The following is a 16,778-nucleotide window of genomic DNA, read 5'->3' on the forward strand; positions in this document are numbered from 1 at the left end:
AGGACGAGCTACTTGAAGCCCGCCCGATCACGATCACACAGCGTATCGACTACAACCCCGTGGTCAACGATGCGCGGTCCGCTTTTTATTGTGCGCAGGCCAAATATTCTGGCTACCTGGGACCACGCTTTTAGCCGAGTCGCGAATTCTGCTCGTCAGTGGTTGTTAACCGGGAATTGTGCAACGGGTCGTATTGAGATGCGTAACTTTCTCCGACCGCCCGCCGGGCGCCATGGGAGGCCATCATGACCGCAGTTCGGTACGACGATGTGGTGCCCGCCCCGGTGGCGCCGGCGCCCAGGCAACCAGCCAAGCCGCGCCGGCAGCCGTCGGCGGGTTCCCCGGACCCCCTGATGGACATGACCACCCGGTTGCTGTCCATCCCGCTGCGCCAGCTCTACGCCGCACTGTGGCGGGTGGGTCTCATCGAGGTCAGGGGCTAGAAAGCGCCCGGTGGGGCCCCGCGCGGCCGGGCCGGCGTTGCTTGTCCCCCGGCGCCCGATTCCGATGCGCTAACGTCGACGCGTGGCCCGCATCCGCAAGCTCGTCGCAGCTCTCAGCCGCCGTGGTCCGCATCGAGTCTTGCGCGGTGACCTGGCCTTTGCCGGCCTGCCCGGGGTGGTGTACACCCCGGAGGAGGGACTGAATCTGCCCGGCGTGGCGTTCGGCCATGACTGGCTCGCCGGTGCGGCCCGGTACGCGAACCTGCTCGAGCACCTGGCGTCGTGGGGCATCGTGGCCGGCGCACCCGACACCCAGCGCGGCGTGGCTCCTTCGGTGCTCAACTTCGCCTTCGATCTGGGCACCGCCCTGGACATCGTGTCGGGCGTGCGCCTGGGCCCGGGCAAGATCAGCGTGCACCCGGCCAAGCTGGGTGTGGCCGGTCACGGCTTCGGCGGCTCGGCGGCGGTGTTCGCCGCGGCCGGGATGCCGGCCAAGCCGGCCGCGGTGGCCGCGATCTTCCCGAGCGTCACCAGCCCGCCGGCCCAGCAGCCGGCCGCGACGCTGAAGGTTCCCGGGGTGATCTTCGCCGCGCCGGGCGATGCGAAAACGCTGAACTCGCACGCGTTGCCGCTGGCCGACGCGTGGGACGCGGCGACGCTGCGCATCGTCAGCAAGGCCGAACCCGGCGGCCTGGTCGAGGGGCGGCGGCTGACCAAGGTGGTGGGCCTGCCGGGCGCGCACCGGCGCACCCAGCGCTCGGTCCGGGCGCTGCTGACCGGCTACCTGCTCTACACCCTGGGCGGCGACAAGACGTACCGCGACTTCGCCGATCCCGACGTGCATCTGCCGGGCACGGACGCCATCGACCCCGAGGCCGGACCGATTCCCCTGGAAGACAAGATCGTCGCCCTGCTGAAGTGAGCATCCCTCGCCTGGGCTGAGCGTCCCGGCCGGCGCGGCAGCGTGGTAAGTGTCATTGATGAGAATCGGGATCGCTCTGAACTATTCGGGCGGCTTTCACGAGGCCGTGGACCGCGTGGTCGAACTCGAGAAGTCCGGCATCGAGGTCGCGGTGGTGGCCGAGGCGTATGCCTTCGACGCCATCAGCCAGCTCGGTTATCTGGCCGCTAAGACCGACACCGTCGAGTTGGCGTCGGGGGTGCTGCCCATCTACATCCGCACGCCGTCGCTGTTGGCGATGACCGCCGCGGGGCTGGATTACGTGTCCGACGGGCGATTTCGCCTCGGCATCGGCACCTCCGGGCCGCAGGTGATCGAGGGCTTTCACGGCGTCCCGTTCGACGCCCCGATCGGGCGTACCCGCGAGATCGTGGAGATCTGTCGCAAGGTGTGGCGCCGCGAACGCGTGCGGTACGACGGCAAGCACTATCAGTTGCCGTTGCCCGCCGACCGCGGAACCGGGCTGGGCAAAGCGCTGCAGCTCATCAATCACCCTGTGCGCGAACGCATTCCGGTCAGTATTGCCGCGCTGGGTCCCAAGAACGTGGAACTCACCGCCGAGATCGCCGAGGGCTGGCAGCCCGTCTTCTACCTGCCGGACAAGGCCGACTCAATCTGGGGCGAGGCGCTGGCGGCCGGCGCCGCCAAGCGGGATCCCGCGCTGGGGCCGCTCGATGTGATGGTGCACGCGTCGCTGGCCATCGGGGAGAACCTCGACGAGCGCCTCGCGTGGGTCAAGCCGCAACTGGGGCTCTACATCGGCGGGATGGGCGCCAAAGGCCGCAATTTCTACCACAATCTGGCGACGCGCTACGGGTTCGGCGAGGTCGCCGACCGCATTCAGGAGCTGTACCTGTCGGGCCGCAAGCGGGAGGCCATCGACGCGGTCCCCGACGAGCTGGTGCGCGGCATGTCGCTGATCGGCCCGCCCGGATACGTCGCCGAGCGTATGGCCGCCTTCGCCGAGTCCGGCGTGACCACGCTGCTGGTGAACCCGCTGTCCACCGACCGCGCCGAATCCATGCGTTTCGTCGAGGAGGCCCTCAAGCTGCGGCCCTGAGCGGTCACTGCCCCGCCTGCGGAAGCTGGTCGGCGGCGATCTCGCACGGTGTTTTTGCCTGGTCGGTCGCGGGCGCCGGCTGCGCGGCGGGCGCGGCCGGAGGCGCGGGGGGCTCGCCCGGCGCCGGGTCGGTCGGGGCCGGGTCGGTCGGGGCTGGGTCGGCCGGGGTCGCGCCAGCCGGGGCTGGGGCCTCGACCGGAGGGATCGACCCGTCGGGTTGCGACTCGGGTGCGTCGACGGGCTGGGCCTGCTCGGCCTCCTCCGTGTCGTCGGCGGGCGCGTCGTCGGCGGCGGTCTTGGCGTCGGTGTCCTCCAGATCTTCAGGGTGGAACGGGTTTTCGTCCACGCCGCCCTCGTCGGGGTCGGTGAAGGGGTCCGCGCCATCCAGCCCGTCGCCCGCCGATCCGATCAGCCCGCCCACCGCATCGACGAGCCGGCCGGCCAGCCCGAGCAGACCTCCGCCGCCGCCGACGCCGCCACCTCCGAGACCACCGCCCAGATCGCCGCCGCCGAGTCCGCCCAGGGCTCCGGTCGGCAGGCCCAGGCCATCGCCGAGTCCGGCGCCCCAGTCGGCGGGAGGCGGCGTTGCGGCGGCGATGGGCGGCGGCGCCGGAGTCACCGAATCCGGTGCGGCGGTGACCGGTACGGGCGCGGCGGTCACCGGGGCGGCGGCCGTCAACGTCGGTGCGGGTTGCGCCGGCGGGGCGAGTGGCGCCGGCGCAGCACCGATCCCGAGATCGCCGGGAAATTCGAACCGCGCCGTCGGGACGGCGGCCATCTTGTCGACAACCATCGCGTAGGACGTGTCGACACCGTCCGAGGCGGCGCGCACCGCGGTCAACCAATCACCGCGAATGTCGTTGTCCACGTAGGGCATTACCTGCTGGCGGACCACGTCGGCCGCGCCGTCCCGGTCCCCGGCCGTGACGGCGGCAGCCGCGGCCAGCCACGCCGGCCGGTGGACGCGCACGCGGTCGTCGACGGCGGTGACGGTCGCCACCTCCGAATCGACCAGGTACCACAGGTTGTCGCGCAGCGACTCGTACCGTTGGGCGGCCGCGCGCAGTTCGGTCGCGACCGCATCCGCGGCGTCGCAGTGCCGCTGCAACAGCTGCACCGCGGCGTCCCCGCCCGGACCCGTCCACGCCGCGGCCAGCTCGGCGACCTGGGCGCGCTGCATCCGCAGCGCTTCGACCGCCACCACGCCCGCCGCCCGCAGCTCCGCGCAGTCGCGGTCCAGCGCGCGCAGGTCCAGGCCATCGGCGCCCGCATACCACTCGCGGACCCGGGCGGGATGCGTTGTCAGATCGGCGTTTTCGTAGCCCAGCGCGTGACACGCCTGCACGTAGGCCTGGGTGTGCTCGACGAAATCACGGCCCTCGGCAAGCCGGGCGGCCACATCCAACCGGTCAGCCATCAGCTAGGCGATCCGCGCCGCGGCATACAGTTCGGCGTCGGCGTAGCGCTCGGCGCTGGACCGCAGCGCGACGGCGATCTCCGCCGACGCGCGCCCCCACTGCGACACCTGCGCCACCAGCCGCGCCACCTCGACGCGCAGGGCGTCGCCGCGGGCGGTGTGCGCGCGCCCCGCCGCGGGCCCGCCGAACGCCAGCCTGGCCAGGTGATCGCTCACAGCGCGGTCGATGAAGTCGGCCGCCATGGCGAATTGATTGGCGACCCGCTGTGTGGCCGGCGCGTCGATCTGGGTGCGGTCGACGGCCACGGATCGTGTTCCCCCAACGGATTTCATGCCTTATCCGACGCCCGCCGGCGCGGTGGGGTTCCGCGGGGTTAGGGGATCTACAGCGCGTCGCTGACCGCTTCGGCGACCCGGGTGGCGATCCGCGCGGCGATGTCCTTTTCCGGCGCTTCCACCATGACCCGGATCATCGGTTCGGTTCCCGAGGGGCGCAACAGGATTCGCCCGGTGTCGCCGAGTTCGGCCTCGGCCTGCCCGACGGCGCTGCGCACCGCGGGCGCGCTGGCGGCGGTGTCCTTGTCGGTGACGGTGACGTTGATCAGCACCTGCGGCAGCGTCTGCATCGCCGAGGCCAGCTCGGCCAGCGACGAGCCGGTCTGCACCATGCGGTTCATCAGCCGCAGGCCGGTGACGATGCCGTCGCCGGTCGAGCCCAGCGCGGGCATCACGATGTGCCCGGACTGCTCGCCGCCCAGGCTGTAGTCGCCGGCCCGCAACTCCTCCACGACGTAGCGGTCGCCAACGCCGGTGGTGCGCACCGCGATTCCGGCCGAGCGCATGGCAAGGTGCAGGCCCAGGTTGCTCATCACGGTGGTGACCAGCGTCTTGGACGCCAGCTCGCCGGCCTCGTGCATCGCCAGCGCGAGCACCACCATGATGTGGTCGCCGTCGACCAGGTTGCCTCCCGCGTCGATGGCCAGGCAGCGGTCGGCGTCGCCGTCGTGCGCCAGGCCGAGGTCGGCGCGGTGCGCGACGACGGCCGCGCGCAACGCATCCAGATGCGTCGACCCGCAGTTGTCGTTGATGTTGAGGCCGTTGGGGTCGGCGTTGATCGCGATCACCCGCGCTCCGGCCGCGCGGTAGGCGCGCGGGGCCACCGCGGACGCGGCGCCGTGGGCGCAGTCGACCACCACGGTCAGCCCGTCGAGGCGCAGGGTGCTGGCTTTGCTCAGGTGACGCAGGTAGCGGTCGTCCGCGTCCTCGGCGTCGATGACGCGTCCGATCCCGGCGCCGACCGGACGCGGTCCGGGATCGAGGTCGAGCAACCCCTCGATCTGGTCCTCGGTGGCGTCGTCGAGCTTGTGACCGCCGGGGCCGAAGATCTTGATGCCGTTGTCGGGCATCGGGTTGTGCGAGGCGGAGATCATCACGCCGAAGTCGGCGTCGTAGGCGCCGGTCAGGTAGGCGACCGCGGGGGTGGGCAGCACCCCGACCCGCAGGGCGTCGACGCCCTGACTGGTCAGCCCGGCGATCACGGCGGCCTCCAGCATCTCGCCGCTGGCCCGCGGATCGCGGCCGATCACCGCGACGCGGCGGCCCGGTGCCGGGGCGCTCGCGAGGTGGCGCGCCGCCGCGGAACCCAGCGCCAGCGCCAGTTCGGCGGTCAACTCGCGATTGGCGACCCCACGGACACCGTCGGTGCCGAATAGTCGACCCATGCGAACAAACCTCTCACAGTTGTCGGGCTTGCACCTAACGTGCCCGTTCCTTTGTGAATGAAAACGGGCACGTCGGGGCGCAGACACGCCGCGACCGGCCACAACTTGTGCACCGCGATGCCAAGTTGTGGCCGGATAGCGATCGCTCGATCAGCGCTTGCTGTACTGAGGCGCCTTGCGGGCCTTCTTCAGGCCGTACTTCTTGCGCTCGGTGGCACGCGGGTCACGCGTGAGGAAGCCCGCCTTCTTCAGCGGGGGCCGGTCCTCGGGCTGGGCCAGGATCAGGGCCCGCGCGATGCCCAGGCGCAGCGCGCCGGCCTGGCCGGACGGGCCGCCGCCGTGCAGCAGCGCGTAGATGTCGAAGCTGTCCACCCGGTCGACGGTGACCAGCGGGGCCTTGATGAGCTGCTGGTGCACCTTGTTGGGGAAGTAGGCCTCGAGGGTCCGGCCGTTCAGGTTGAACTTGCCGGTGCCGGGCACCAGGCGCACCCGCACCACGGCCTCCTTGCGGCGGCCGACGGTCTGGATGGGCCGGTCGAAGACGAAGGACTCGGCCGGCGCGGCGCTCTCAGCGGCCTCGACGGGGGCTTCGGTCACCTCGGCGGCGGTTTCCTCGACGGTCTCTGCGACTTCTGGGGTGTCCGGGGTTTCCGGGTTTTCCAGGGCCTCGGTCGTTTCGGTCACTGGGCCACCTGCTTGATCTCGTACGGAACGGGCTGTTGTGCGGCGTGGGGGTGCGTCGGGCCGGCGTAGACGTGCAGCTTGCGCGCGATCTGGCGGGCCAGCTTGTTCTTGGGCAGCATGCCGACGATCGCGTCCTCCACGACACGGTCGGGGTGCTTGTCCATCAGCTCGCGGATGGTTCGGCTGCTCAGACCGCCGGGATACCCCGAGTGGCGGTAAGCCAGCTTCTTGTCCAGCTTCTGGCCGCTGAAGGCGACCTTGTCGGCGTTGATGACGATGACGAAGTCACCGCCGTCGACATTGGGGGTGAACGTCGGCTTGTGCTTGCCGCGCAGCAGGGTGGCTGCCGCGACGGCAAGGCGGCCAAGCACCACGTCCGTGGCGTCGATGACGTGCCACGACCTCGTGGTGTCACCCGCCTTTGGCGTGTACGTAGGCACAGCGCTTACCTTCTCTTCTTCTCGAGGTGGATCCCGGTATGACCCGGGGGCCGGTCAGGCGTTCGCGGTAAGGGCTTGGTCTCGGCGACCGACATTGACCCGAGGCCCCGGCGTACCGCACGCCAACGGAGCAGCTTACCGACCGCCATCCCCGCAGGTCAAAATGACTGTGTGGTCCCGACGGCTCTCCCCCGCCAGGACCACACAGTCTCACGGCGCGGCGAGGACCGCGCAGTGTCCCTTCGGCCGCTACCGCGCCCAGACGCCGGCGGCCCGGCGGTCGGCGTTGGCCACCTCTTCGGCACCGTCGCGCACCGCATTTCCCAGCTCGGCCAGTATCTCGTTGAGCGCGGTCGCCGACTGATGCCATGTCAGCTGTTCGGCCTGGTAGGCGGCGGCCGCTTCACTGGTCCAGAGCTGCCGCAGCGGTGCGATCTGCGAGCTCAGCTCGTCGAGCGCGGCGTTGAAGCGGGCCGAGGTGGCATGGATCTCCTGCCGCACGGAGTGCTCGATTTCGCCGAAGTTATAGGAAAGCACCGGTTCCACGGGGATCCTCTCTCGTCACAGGTCTGCGCCGGCGGCGGCGATGTGGTGTGCGTGGTTTTGGCCGGCCTCCTGCAGGGTGGCGGCGTTGTGCCGGATGGTGTCCGCGATCGCGCTCAGCGCGTGATAGAGCCTCAGCGACTCGGCGTTCCAGCGCTCCATCACGTCCTTGAAGCGCGCGGCCGCGAGCCCGCCCCAGGCCGATGGCGGCACGCCGTTCATGCGGCCGACGAATGCCTGCAGCATCGCCCTGATTTCCTCGTTGCGGGCGTCGGTGGTACCCGCCACCGACCGCATCAGGTCGAAGTCGGTGCTCAGTGCGTTAGCAGACATACCAATTTCGACCCGCGCGGCGGTCCTTCGGTTCCCTCGAGTTTTCAACCGATCGCGTGAGCCGATCGCACCGCCCGTTCGCAGGCATCGCGGACCGGGCCTTCGTCGCCGGCGCGGCTCTGGCAACCGATGCTGATCCGGACCGGGCCGTCCAGCAGCACGGTCCATCGCACGTGATGGCCGGCGCGCACCTCGCGGTACGTCACGGCCGGTCGGCCGGCGCTGGTCGTGGACGGATTGAAGTCGACGAAGACGCCGGGGGGCTCGGTGTCGATCGCGCGCTTCAACCGCTCGGCGGTGCCGCTTAGTGTGTCGCCCGCAACCGGGGACTGGGTGATGTGCAAGGCGACTTCGGGATCCGTCGGGGACGTGACCTGTACGCGTGCCGAGCCCGGTCCGCTGATCACCCGTTGCGTCGACCAGGTCGCCGGGACCGACACCGCGACCCGGCCTTCCACCAGAAAGGCCGTGGGCGCGGTCTCCACCGGTGTGGGGGCCACCACGCCGGGCCGGCCCATGGTCGCCGCCATCGGCGCCGCCGCGGCGACCACCACCACGGCCGCCCCGAGCGCGCTCAGCGCCCGACCGCGCCATCGGGCGGCGCCGGCGGGTGTGGCGCCCGCAGGCGCGGGACGGGCGGGCCGCGCGAGTTGAGCCAGCCGGATGTCGTTGAGCTCGAGCGTATTTGGGCTGCTCTGTCCGCAGCCGCGCACCGCGGCGGCGATCAGCGTCGCCAGCGCCGACGCGCCGGGGACGGTGCTCGGCGTGTCGATCAGCACCGAGGCGGGAGACATCCCGGCGACGATGCCCGCGACGTCGCGGGCCACGGATCGCGGTTCGGCGTTACGCGGCACGGCGGTGACCTCGCCCGTGGTGATCGCCACCAGTCGCTCGGCGATTTCAATCACCGCGGTCGCGTCCCGTGCGGCACTGGACGCCCGCATCAGCAGCGCCGTTCGCGTCCGCGTCCGCACCTCGCCCGCGACGGCGGCACCGGCCGCGCGCAGCACAGCCACGCGCGCGGCCGACCACCACGACGGATGAACGACGACCAACGCCCCGCAGTGCCCGCGGATTGCCGATCGCAGCGCCGTTTCCCACAGCGCCTCGACGGCTACCGGGCGCTCCCCCACCAGCGCCACCTGGTCGTCTATCGCATCCAGCGCGGCCTGGACGGTGTCGGCCAGCTCAGTGTCGGCGACCGTGTTTGTGGCGCAACACAATCGGCGGATCACTCCGGGGCCGGCTTCGACGATTGCTGCGTGCCCGCTCACGGTGGGGTCCAGGCAACCTGGATGAGCTCTTCGTCACCGGCCCGCGTGGTCAGCACGCCGCGGCCCGGCGGCAATCGCAGCGGCTGGGTGGAACCGAACGATCCACCGTCCGCCGGGCATCCGCTCATCATCAGCGACATGCAGCCGAGGTCGCGTAGGGTCGCCAGTAGCGGCTCGAACATCGCGCGCTCGACGCCACCGCTGCGGCGGGCAATGACCAGATGCAATCCCAGATCTGCTGCGTAGGGCAAGAATTCGACGATCGGCCCGAGGAGATTGCCCGCCGGCGTGGCGACCAGGTCGTAGTCGTCGACGACGACGTAGAGGTCCGGTCCCGACCACCAGGCGCCACTGCGCAATTGGGCCTGGCTGGCGCCGGGCGGCGGCATCCGCGCCTGCAGCGACTCGAGCAACTCGGGCAGCACCACGGCCAGGGCGGCGGGCGACATGGCATAGCCGCTGAGATGCTCCGACTCGACGACACCAAGCAGGGTACGGCGAAAGTCGACGACCAATAGCCGGGCTTGCGTGGGCGTCGTCGTTCGCACGATTTCTCGGCACAACGTCCGAAGCGTCGCGGTCTTGCCGCACTCGTTGTCGCCGAGCACGAGCAGATGCAGTCGCTGCGCGAAATCCATTGGCACTGGGTCCAATCCCCGCTCCCGCAGGCCGAGCAGCATGGGCATCCCCGACTCGGGATTCGATCCGCGCACCATATCCTCGTAATTCACGCCCTGGGGCAGCAGCGGAATGGACGGGGCGGCCGATTCACCGGCGGGAACCTCGGCAACAGGCGTGGCTATCACCATGTGCAGGCCCTCCGGGGAAAGGCCACGACCGGGCCTGTCGCGCGGCACATGCTGCGCGGCCTTGCGATCGATTTCGGAGTCCGCCGGGTCGCCCAGCCGTAGCTCGATGCGAGTGCCGATCTGGTCCCGCAACGAAGGCCGCAGTTCCGCCCACCGCGTCGCCGACAACACCAGGTGCACCCCGAACGACAGCCCTTGAGCCGCAATCGCGGTGATCGACTCCTCGAGCGCGTCGAATTCTTGGCGCGCGCTCCCCCAGCCGTCGATGACGAGGAACACGTCACCGAACCGATCTTCGTTCATTCGCCCCTGGCGGTATTGGGCGATCGAGGCGATGCCATCCTCCCGGAACACCGCTTCCCGGTGACGAATGACCGCCTCGCATTCGGCGACGATCCGGCCGGCCAGACGGGGTTCCGCGCGTCCGGCGACCGCGCCCACATGCGCCAGGGTATGCACCGTCGACAGCGCCCCCCCACCGAAATCCAGGCAGTAGAACTGCACCTGGCCGGGGTCGTGCGTGGCCGCGAGGGCCGTGATGAGGGTGCGCAGCGCCGTCGACTTTCCGGCCTGGGGCGCGCCGACGACCGCCACATGGCCTGCGGCCCCGGACAAGTCGACCATCAGCGGTGTCCGGCATTGATCGAAGGGACGGTCGACGGTGCCGATGGGCACCGTCAGGCCTGCAGGGAGGCACTCGGCGTCGGCCAGCACGGTCTGCAGCGCCGGTGCCGGTCCCAGCGGGGGCAGCCAAACCCGGTGGGCGAGCGGACCGCGGCCGGACAGCCGGTCCAGGACGGCGTGCGAGACGCTCCGCTCGGGCCTCCCGGGTGTCTCGACGTTCCGGCTGACGGCACCGGTGACCCTGGTGCTGAACACGCGCACCGTGCCGGCCGCGGCGGGAATGCGGGATGGCCTGTGCGCGGGCAGCGGCGCCGAAACCGAGGCGGCCTGGAAGCGAACCGGTTCGCCGCCGCCTGCCCGTAAAAAGCCGCCGCCGGGGTCGCTCGGCAACCGGTATGCGTCGAGATTGCCCAGCAGGGTTTGGGATTCGGCGGCCGACAGCGTCTTGAGGCAGAGTCGATACGAGAGGTGGGCGTCCAGTCCGCGTAGCCGGCCCTCATCGAGGCGCTGGCTGGCCAGCAGCAGGTGTATGCCCAGCGACCGGCCGACACGGCCGATCGCGACGAACGTGTCGGCGAAATCGGGTTGTTGGCTGAGCAATTCGGAGAACTCGTCGACGATGATGAACAGTGCGGGCAGCGGGGTCAACGCCGCGCCGGCCGCCCGCGCGCGTTCGTATGTCGTGACGCTGTCGCAGCCCGCGGCGCGCAGCGATTGCTGACGACGGTTCATCTCACCGGCCAGGGCGTCGCGCATCCGGGCCACCAGCGGCGCGTCGTCGGCCAGGTTGGTGATCACCGCCGACACGTGGGGGGCGTTCGCATAGTCGAGAAAGGTTGCGCCGCCCTTGAAGTCGACGAGCAGTAGGTTGAGCGCCTCCGGCGAATTGTGGGCCATCATGCCCAGCGCGATGGTGCGCAACAGCTCCGACTTGCCCGACCCGGTGGCGCCGATGCACAGCCCGTGTGGGCCCATCCCACCTTCGGCCGGTTCCTTGATGTCCAGCTCGATGGCGGCGCCCTGCACAGTGGTTCCGATCGGTACGCGAAGGCGGTCGCGGTGTCGCTGGCGGCGCCACAGCGCGGCCGGGTCGAAACGGTCAAGGTCCGAAAGCCCCGCCAGCTCCGCCCATGTGGGGTGCGAACCCCTCGTCCCGGCCGTGCTCGGGTGGTATCCGGCCAGCCGGCGGGCGCAAACCAGCGCCTCGATGGGCGACATTTGGTCGGGGCACAGTCCCGGAGGGGCTGGCGTCGAGATGACTAGCGGTGCGCCCTCGCAGGTGTTGCCCACGCCGAGGGTGGTCGCGCCGCTGATCGGGTCGATGGCGTCGGCCAGATCGGTGACCACCACCACGTTGGGGCCCTGCACCGCGGCCAGCGCGCGCCGCGCCGATGCCGGGTCGGGATAGACCATCCGCACCGGACCCAGCGCATCGGCATCAACCGGATGCCGGTTGTGCGGCAGCCATTTCAACCACTCCCACTGATCGCGGTTCTGCTCGTCGACGGCGGCGGCGATCAGCACTTGATCGGGTGCATGCAGCACCGCGAGCTGGCAGACCATGGCTCGCAGGAGCCCGCGTACTTCGCCCTGGTCGCCGTCGATCCGCAGGGGTGACCCGCCCAGCAGGTCGATCGTGGCAGGCGCCCGGATGGTCGCGTGCGCATCCAGGAAGCGCCGAAGTGCGACGGCGGTGACCGGATCGCGGCGATCCTGCGGGGGCAGGGGCGGGGCGACCAATCGGCGAGCGAGTGGCTGAGGGCCGACGCCCACCCGCACGAGGCCGAAGCCGGCGCCGGCCGGGCGGCGTTCCCACATGCGCGGACCGCCGATCAAGGTCCACAGCGTGTCGGGGTCCGGATGGTCCCGAATGGCCGAATTGTGCTGCGCCAGGGCGACTTCGAACAGGTCCTGACTCAGACCGCTCAGGTAGTCGAGGTAGTGGTCGCGGTCGGCGTCGATCCCACCGCCGCGCCGGCGGGCGCCACCGGTCAGCCCGGTCACCACGGTCGAAACCAGCATCATCGCGGGAAATGCCAGAAACATGGGGTTGCGCGCCAGCCCATTCCCGGCGCCGGACACCGCGGCCATGAGACCGATGCACACCAGCGAGAGCACCACCGGAATCAGCCGCAGCGCCAGGCCCGACGATGGCGGGGACGGCAGGTCCGGCGGCGCGTCGACAACGATCTGCGCACCGGGCGGCTGTGGCACCGCCGCCAAACTCTGGGCCATCTCGTCCCCTTCCGGTGCGACGACGGTAGGTAGCACGGACATCGACGACAAGTCACCTGTGGACAGCCGCACACCGGTCCCTTCGAATCTGGTTATGTTCTCCGTCAATCCGACCGAAGGGTCCGCTGTTGCCTGCAATCGATACCGGGCTGCGGCGCGTCCGCGTGCACTGGGACACCACCGCCGTCGACGTCGCCCTGCCCGCCGGAATCCCTGTCGCCGTGTTGCTTCCGTCGGTCGTCGACATCCTCGGTGTCGGCTGCCCCGACGGTGACGGCGCGCGCTACCGGCTGTCGGCGCCCGGCGCGTCCGCGTTGGATCCGTCGATGACGCTGGCCCAGCATGGCATCGGTGACGGCGCGATCCTGGTGCTGACCCGCAGCGCCTCGCCGTTGCCCGGCCCCCGTTACGTCGACGTCGCGGACGCGGTCGCGGCCACACTCGACGCGGCCACCGAGCCGCGCGGGGGGACTTCGCGCCGGCGCGCGGTCCGGTCGATCGGCGCGGCGGGGGCAATGCTCTCAACGGGAGTCGGAGCGTTGACAATCCTGCGTAATGCGTTCGGCACGAACGTGCCCCGGGATTCGGCCACCACCGTCGCGTTGCTGTCGTCGGGCGCGCTCGCCCTGGGACTGGCGGCCCTCGCGCACCGCGGCTATGGAGACCGGACCGCCGGACTGGTGCTGAGCGCGATCGCGACCGCGTTCGCCGGGATCGCCGGCTTTGTGGCGGTGCCGGGCGCACCCGGCATTCCCAATGTCTTGCTGGCCGCAGCGGCGGCCGGGGTCGTCTCTGTTGTGGCGATGCGTGTATCGGGTTGCGGTGCGGTCACTTTGACGTCGGTCTCGTGCTGCGCCGTAATGATCGCGGTGGCGGCATTGGCGGGTGTGATCAGCGGGGTGCCATTGGGCGCCGTCGCTTCGGCGGCGGGGCTGGTGTCCCTCGGCCTGCTTCCGGTGGCGCCGCGCGCAGCGATCGCAGTGGCGGGGTTATCGCCGCGGCTGGGGACATCGGAGGAGACACAGGCCGATCCGAGCCGAGCCGCGGTCCATCGCCAAGCGGTTCGCGCCGATACCTGGCTGACGGGCCTGCTGGCCGGATTGTCGGTATCGGCCGCCGCCGCCGCGGTCGTCACCGTGCTTGCCGGGCCGCCGCGCCCATCGTGCACCGCGTTCGGCGCGCTCACCGCCGCGCTGTTGCTGTCCCGCTCGCGGTCCACCGACATCGGAAGGATGCTCGTCTTTGCGATCAGCGGACTAGTCGTTGCCGCAACGACCTTCGGTATGGCCGCCGCGCGTGCAGCGGTGCACGGCCCCTGGCTCACGACCGCAACGACGGCCTCCGTCGTCGCGGCGATGTATGTCGGTTTCGTCGGGCCCACGCGGCCCGCCTCGCCCATCCTGCGCCGGAGTGCCGCCCTAGCGGAATGGCTGGGAATGGCCGCGATGGTTCCGTTGACCTGTTGGATATGTGGAATCTACGGCGCGGCCCGCGGTGTGAGCCTGCCATGGTGAGCCGCCGGACCGGCCGCCTGGTTGCGGTGTCAGCCCTGACGCTGGCGATCGCGTGCGGAACCCCGACGGCGCAAGCCGTTTCGCCCCCCGACGTCGACGACAGGTGGTTGCCCAAGCCGGCACGCCCGGCGTCTCCGTGGCCGACCACGCAACGCGAGGTTTGCGCCACGATGACCACCGACTCGGGACCGGCCCGCGACCGGCCATCCAATCTTGGCGACCTGTCGGCGGTGTGGCAGCTCAGCCGCGGCGCCGGACAGCGGATCGCGGTCATCGACACCGGGATCTCGCGACATCGGCGGCTGCCGGATGTGGTCCCCGGCGGTGATTACGTGTCCACCGGCGACGGCACCCAGGATTGCGACGCGCACGGCACACTGGTGGCCGGAATCATCGCGGCCACACCCGATTCCAAGTCCGACAGATTCAGCGGGGTGGCGCCCGAGGCCACATTGATCAGCATTCGGCAGTCCAGTGCGAAATTCGCCCCGACCGGTGACCGGTCCCGAATCGGGATGGGTGACGTCGACACCATGGCGAAGGCCGTCCGGACGGCCGCCGACCTGGGCGCCTCGGTGATCAACATCTCGTCCGTCGCATGCACACCGGCGGCGTCGGCGCCCGACGACCGCGCGCTGGGTGCCGCACTGGCGTACGCCGTCGACGTCAAGAATGCCATCGTCGTCGCCGCGGCGGGCAACACCGGTGGCGCCGGACAGTGCCCACCCCAACGTGGCGACGCCACCTGGCAGACGCTCACGGTCACCGTCAGCCCCGCCTGGTACGACGACTACGTGCTGACCGTCGGGTCGGTGAATGCCGACGGAACCGCCTCGCCGTTCACCCTTGCCGGTCCCTGGGTCGATGTCGCCGCGCCGGGCGAGGCGGTGGCGTCACTCGCGCCGGAGCCGGTGTCCGGCACCAGCTATGCCGCGCCGGTGGTCAGTGGGGTGGCCGCGCTGATCCGCGCCCGCTTTCCGGCGCTGACCGCGCGCCAGGTGATGCAGCGCATCAAGACGACGGCGCGCCATCCGGCCGCCGGGTGGGATCCTCTCGTCGGTAACGGCACCGTTGACCCGCTCGCCGCGGTCACCGTCGGCACCGCTGCTCCCGCCGACGGTCCCCACCCATCCGCGGCGCCCGTGCCGATCACCGCGCGCCCGCCGCTCCCGCCGCGCGATTCCCGCGCCCGGGACACGGCGCTGCGTGGCGCCGCGATCTGCCTGGGCGCGCTGGCGGTCGCGGTGGCCGCCGGGGCCGCCAGGACTCGCCTACGGCGAGCCCGTGACCGCGTCCCGGGCGATTGATGCGCTCTGTCGGCTCAGCTCCGGACCGGCCGGCAACAGCGTGAGCAGCGGCCACGGCGCCGGGGACGCGTCCGTGAGACCGAGGTCGCGGGCGGCGTCGTCGTCGTGAACGGCGAACCGGACTCCGGTGTCGCTGATCAGGTAGCGGGTGCCGGCGTTGCCGCCCGCCCGCACGTAGGCGCTTCGGCCGGCCGGAACGTACGCGGCGTCCAGCGCGGGGCCGTTGCCGTCGGCCTGCGCCAAGGCCACCGGTGCCCGGCCGGTCGGGACCGGTAGCCGGCTTTCGGCCAGGAACATGACGTCGGCTTGGCCGGTCTTCGCCTCCTCCCAGCCGGCGCACAGCGTGCCGGCGGGTGCTGCGAGCGAGGGCGCCCGGTCGGGAAAGAGGGCAACCGGGAGCTCGGCGGCGACGGGAGCGGCCCGGATCGCGTCGGGGGCGACCGAGACGGCGTTGGTCGTTCCCTGTGGGTTGCCGAAGCGCAGCAGGTCGGCGGCGACCTGGCCGATGCGTTGCACCCCGGTGGCCAGCACCGCGTAGTACTCGTCGCCGTCGGCGCGTGTGATGCGAAGCACACTGCCGACGGGAAATCCGGGCATTCCGGGCGTCGCGGCGCCACCGCCGCGGATTCGCGGAAGCGTGATCGGGGGCGCTTCGGGCACGGCGTTCAGCAACGCTTGCGAGACGATCACCGGCGCCCGCCGCTCGAGGCGCAGCGCGCGCAAAACAGCAGCGTCGTCGAGGTCCACCAACGCGCGGTGGCCGTGGTAGAGCAAGTAGGCCGGCGAATCCGCAGCGGCAGCCACCAGGAGGGCATCTCCGCCGGGCACCCGATGCACCGGCGGCGCCTGGGAGCGCAGCGTGATGACGACGGTCGTGGCGGTGCTAGCGCCGGTGCTAGCGCAGATCAACCAATCCGTATCGTCCGGGGACAGCGGCCTGCCGAGAAATTGCGGCGCGCCCGGAATGCCCAGCAGCGGACCGCGTTTGGTGGCGCTCAGGTCGGATTCGGTAACCGGCCGGGGGTCGGCGGCCGTCGCCGCGATGAGCCGGGCCGAGGCCAGGTTGAGCACCGGATGCCAGACGTCGCCCACACGGACAAACAGCGCCCCGGATTCTCGGCTCACCACGATCTGCTCGCGGTCGAGCGCTATGTGTGGTCGCAGGACGGCCAACAGCGCGCAGCCGGCCACGGCGACGGCGGTCACCACGCAACCGGACAGCAGCGAGGCCCGGTGCGCGCGAGAGCCGGACCCGGCCGCCGCAATGTCCTCGCCCACCAACGCGCTTTCGATGCGACGCAGCAAATACCGGTAAGCGCTGACGTGTAGCCACGTGGCGGGCGGACGCGGCACGAGTTCTCCTCATCCTATGAATCCGTCGACGCCCACGCTAAGCCGCCGTTTCCCGCCGTC

15 protein-coding genes are annotated in these 16,778 nt (G+C 70.9%); 5 read left to right on the plus strand and 10 right to left on the minus strand.

Features of this window, described 5'->3' with window-relative positions:
* Positions 1-245 precede the first annotated feature (245 nt).
* The 3 genes from AC5Y5B_RS24525 (at position 246) to AC5Y5B_RS24535 (ending at position 2,464) form a co-directional block, all read left to right on the plus strand.
* Positions 246-443, plus strand: coding sequence for an Rv1535 family protein (locus tag AC5Y5B_RS24525; RefSeq protein ID WP_500007182.1), 198 nt, complete (start codon positions 246-248; stop codon positions 441-443).
* A gap of 82 nt (positions 444-525) precedes the next feature.
* Positions 526-1,365: a dienelactone hydrolase family protein gene (locus tag AC5Y5B_RS24530; protein ID WP_500007185.1), complete on the plus strand. Its 840-nt coding sequence runs from the start codon at positions 526-528 to the stop codon at positions 1,363-1,365.
* A 58-nt stretch (positions 1,366-1,423) separates the two neighbouring features.
* Complete coding sequence (locus AC5Y5B_RS24535; RefSeq protein ID WP_500007189.1) at positions 1,424-2,464, plus strand: LLM class F420-dependent oxidoreductase; 1,041 nt, start codon at positions 1,424-1,426, stop codon at positions 2,462-2,464.
* 4 nt (positions 2,465-2,468) lie between these two features.
* On the opposite strand, the gene AC5Y5B_RS24540 is transcribed toward AC5Y5B_RS24535, so the two are convergent.
* From AC5Y5B_RS24540 to eccCa, 9 genes are all read right to left on the minus strand, one after another.
* A complete protein-coding gene (locus AC5Y5B_RS24540) occupies positions 2,469-3,881 on the minus strand; it encodes a hypothetical protein (RefSeq protein WP_500007191.1) in 1,413 nt (470 codons plus the stop codon).
* Between the two features lie 3 nt (positions 3,882-3,884).
* Complete coding sequence (locus tag AC5Y5B_RS24545) at positions 3,885-4,214, minus strand: hypothetical protein (RefSeq protein WP_500007193.1); 330 nt, start codon at positions 4,212-4,214, stop codon at positions 3,885-3,887.
* Between the two features lie 50 nt (positions 4,215-4,264).
* The gene (glmM, locus tag AC5Y5B_RS24550) at positions 4,265-5,602 is read right to left on the minus strand and encodes a phosphoglucosamine mutase (protein WP_112635738.1); all 1,338 of its coding nucleotides are present in this window, start codon (positions 5,600-5,602) and stop codon (positions 4,265-4,267) included.
* Positions 5,603-5,752: 150 nt separating this feature from the next.
* Positions 5,753-6,199 carry a 30S ribosomal protein S9 gene (gene rpsI, locus AC5Y5B_RS24555; RefSeq protein WP_165821907.1) on the minus strand — a complete coding sequence of 149 codons (447 nt, stop codon included), beginning with the start codon at positions 6,197-6,199 and terminating at the stop codon, positions 5,753-5,755.
* A gap of 83 nt (positions 6,200-6,282) precedes the next feature.
* Positions 6,283-6,726 (minus strand): 50S ribosomal protein L13, encoded by a 444-nt coding sequence (rplM, locus tag AC5Y5B_RS24560; protein ID WP_007773455.1) that lies wholly within the window; start codon positions 6,724-6,726, stop codon positions 6,283-6,285.
* 249 nt (positions 6,727-6,975) lie between these two features.
* The gene (locus AC5Y5B_RS24565) at positions 6,976-7,272 is read right to left on the minus strand and encodes a WXG100 family type VII secretion target (RefSeq protein WP_430920244.1); all 297 of its coding nucleotides are present in this window, start codon (positions 7,270-7,272) and stop codon (positions 6,976-6,978) included.
* Between the two features lie 15 nt (positions 7,273-7,287).
* The gene (locus AC5Y5B_RS24570) at positions 7,288-7,602 is read right to left on the minus strand and encodes a WXG100 family type VII secretion target (RefSeq protein ID WP_112635744.1); all 315 of its coding nucleotides are present in this window, start codon (positions 7,600-7,602) and stop codon (positions 7,288-7,290) included.
* 44 nt (positions 7,603-7,646) lie between these two features.
* Positions 7,647-8,876, minus strand: coding sequence for a type VII secretion-associated protein (locus AC5Y5B_RS24575; RefSeq protein WP_289176457.1), 1,230 nt, complete (start codon positions 8,874-8,876; stop codon positions 7,647-7,649).
* Positions 8,873-12,544, minus strand: coding sequence for a type VII secretion protein EccCa (gene eccCa / locus AC5Y5B_RS24580; protein ID WP_112632703.1), 3,672 nt, complete (start codon positions 12,542-12,544; stop codon positions 8,873-8,875). The genes AC5Y5B_RS24575 and eccCa overlap by 4 nt, the downstream gene beginning before the upstream one ends.
* A 128-nt stretch (positions 12,545-12,672) precedes the next feature.
* Between eccCa and eccD the strand changes: the two genes are divergently transcribed.
* Entirely contained in the window at positions 12,673-14,058 is a 1,386-nt protein-coding gene (eccD, locus tag AC5Y5B_RS24585) for a type VII secretion integral membrane protein EccD (protein WP_500007201.1), read from the plus strand.
* Positions 14,052-15,365 (plus strand): type VII secretion-associated serine protease mycosin, encoded by a 1,314-nt coding sequence (gene mycP, locus AC5Y5B_RS24590; RefSeq protein WP_500007203.1) that lies wholly within the window; start codon positions 14,052-14,054, stop codon positions 15,363-15,365. The genes eccD and mycP overlap by 7 nt, the downstream gene beginning before the upstream one ends.
* Here the strand turns inward: mycP and eccB are convergent.
* Positions 15,330-16,718, minus strand: coding sequence for a type VII secretion protein EccB (gene eccB, locus AC5Y5B_RS24595; RefSeq protein WP_500007205.1), 1,389 nt, complete (start codon positions 16,716-16,718; stop codon positions 15,330-15,332). The two genes, mycP and eccB, sit on opposite strands and share 36 nt — an antisense overlap.
* Between the last annotated feature and the right edge of the window lie 60 nt (positions 16,719-16,778).

The sequence above is a fragment of the Mycobacterium sp. NGS33 genome, assembly GCF_059812885.1.

What these genes read in the sequence shown, in the direction of transcription:
- AC5Y5B_RS24525 (WP_500007182.1), top strand. Translation starts at nt 246, where the DNA reads ATGACCGCAGTTCGGTACGACGATGTGGTGCCCGCCCCGGTGGCGCCG.
- AC5Y5B_RS24535 (WP_500007189.1), top strand. Translation starts at nt 1,424, where the DNA reads ATGAGAATCGGGATCGCTCTGAACTATTCGGGCGGCTTTCACGAGGCC.
- AC5Y5B_RS24540 (WP_500007191.1), bottom strand. Translation starts at nt 3,881, where the DNA reads ATGGCTGACCGGTTGGATGTGGCCGCCCGGCTTGCCGAGGGCCGTGAT.
- AC5Y5B_RS24545 (WP_500007193.1), bottom strand. Translation starts at nt 4,214, where the DNA reads ATGAAATCCGTTGGGGGAACACGATCCGTGGCCGTCGACCGCACCCAG.
- glmM (WP_112635738.1), bottom strand. Translation starts at nt 5,602, where the DNA reads ATGGGTCGACTATTCGGCACCGACGGTGTCCGTGGGGTCGCCAATCGC.
- AC5Y5B_RS24570 (WP_112635744.1), bottom strand. Translation starts at nt 7,602, where the DNA reads ATGTCTGCTAACGCACTGAGCACCGACTTCGACCTGATGCGGTCGGTG.
- eccCa (WP_112632703.1), bottom strand. Translation starts at nt 12,544, where the DNA reads ATGGCCCAGAGTTTGGCGGCGGTGCCACAGCCGCCCGGTGCGCAGATC.
- mycP (WP_500007203.1), top strand. Translation starts at nt 14,052, where the DNA reads ATGGTGAGCCGCCGGACCGGCCGCCTGGTTGCGGTGTCAGCCCTGACG.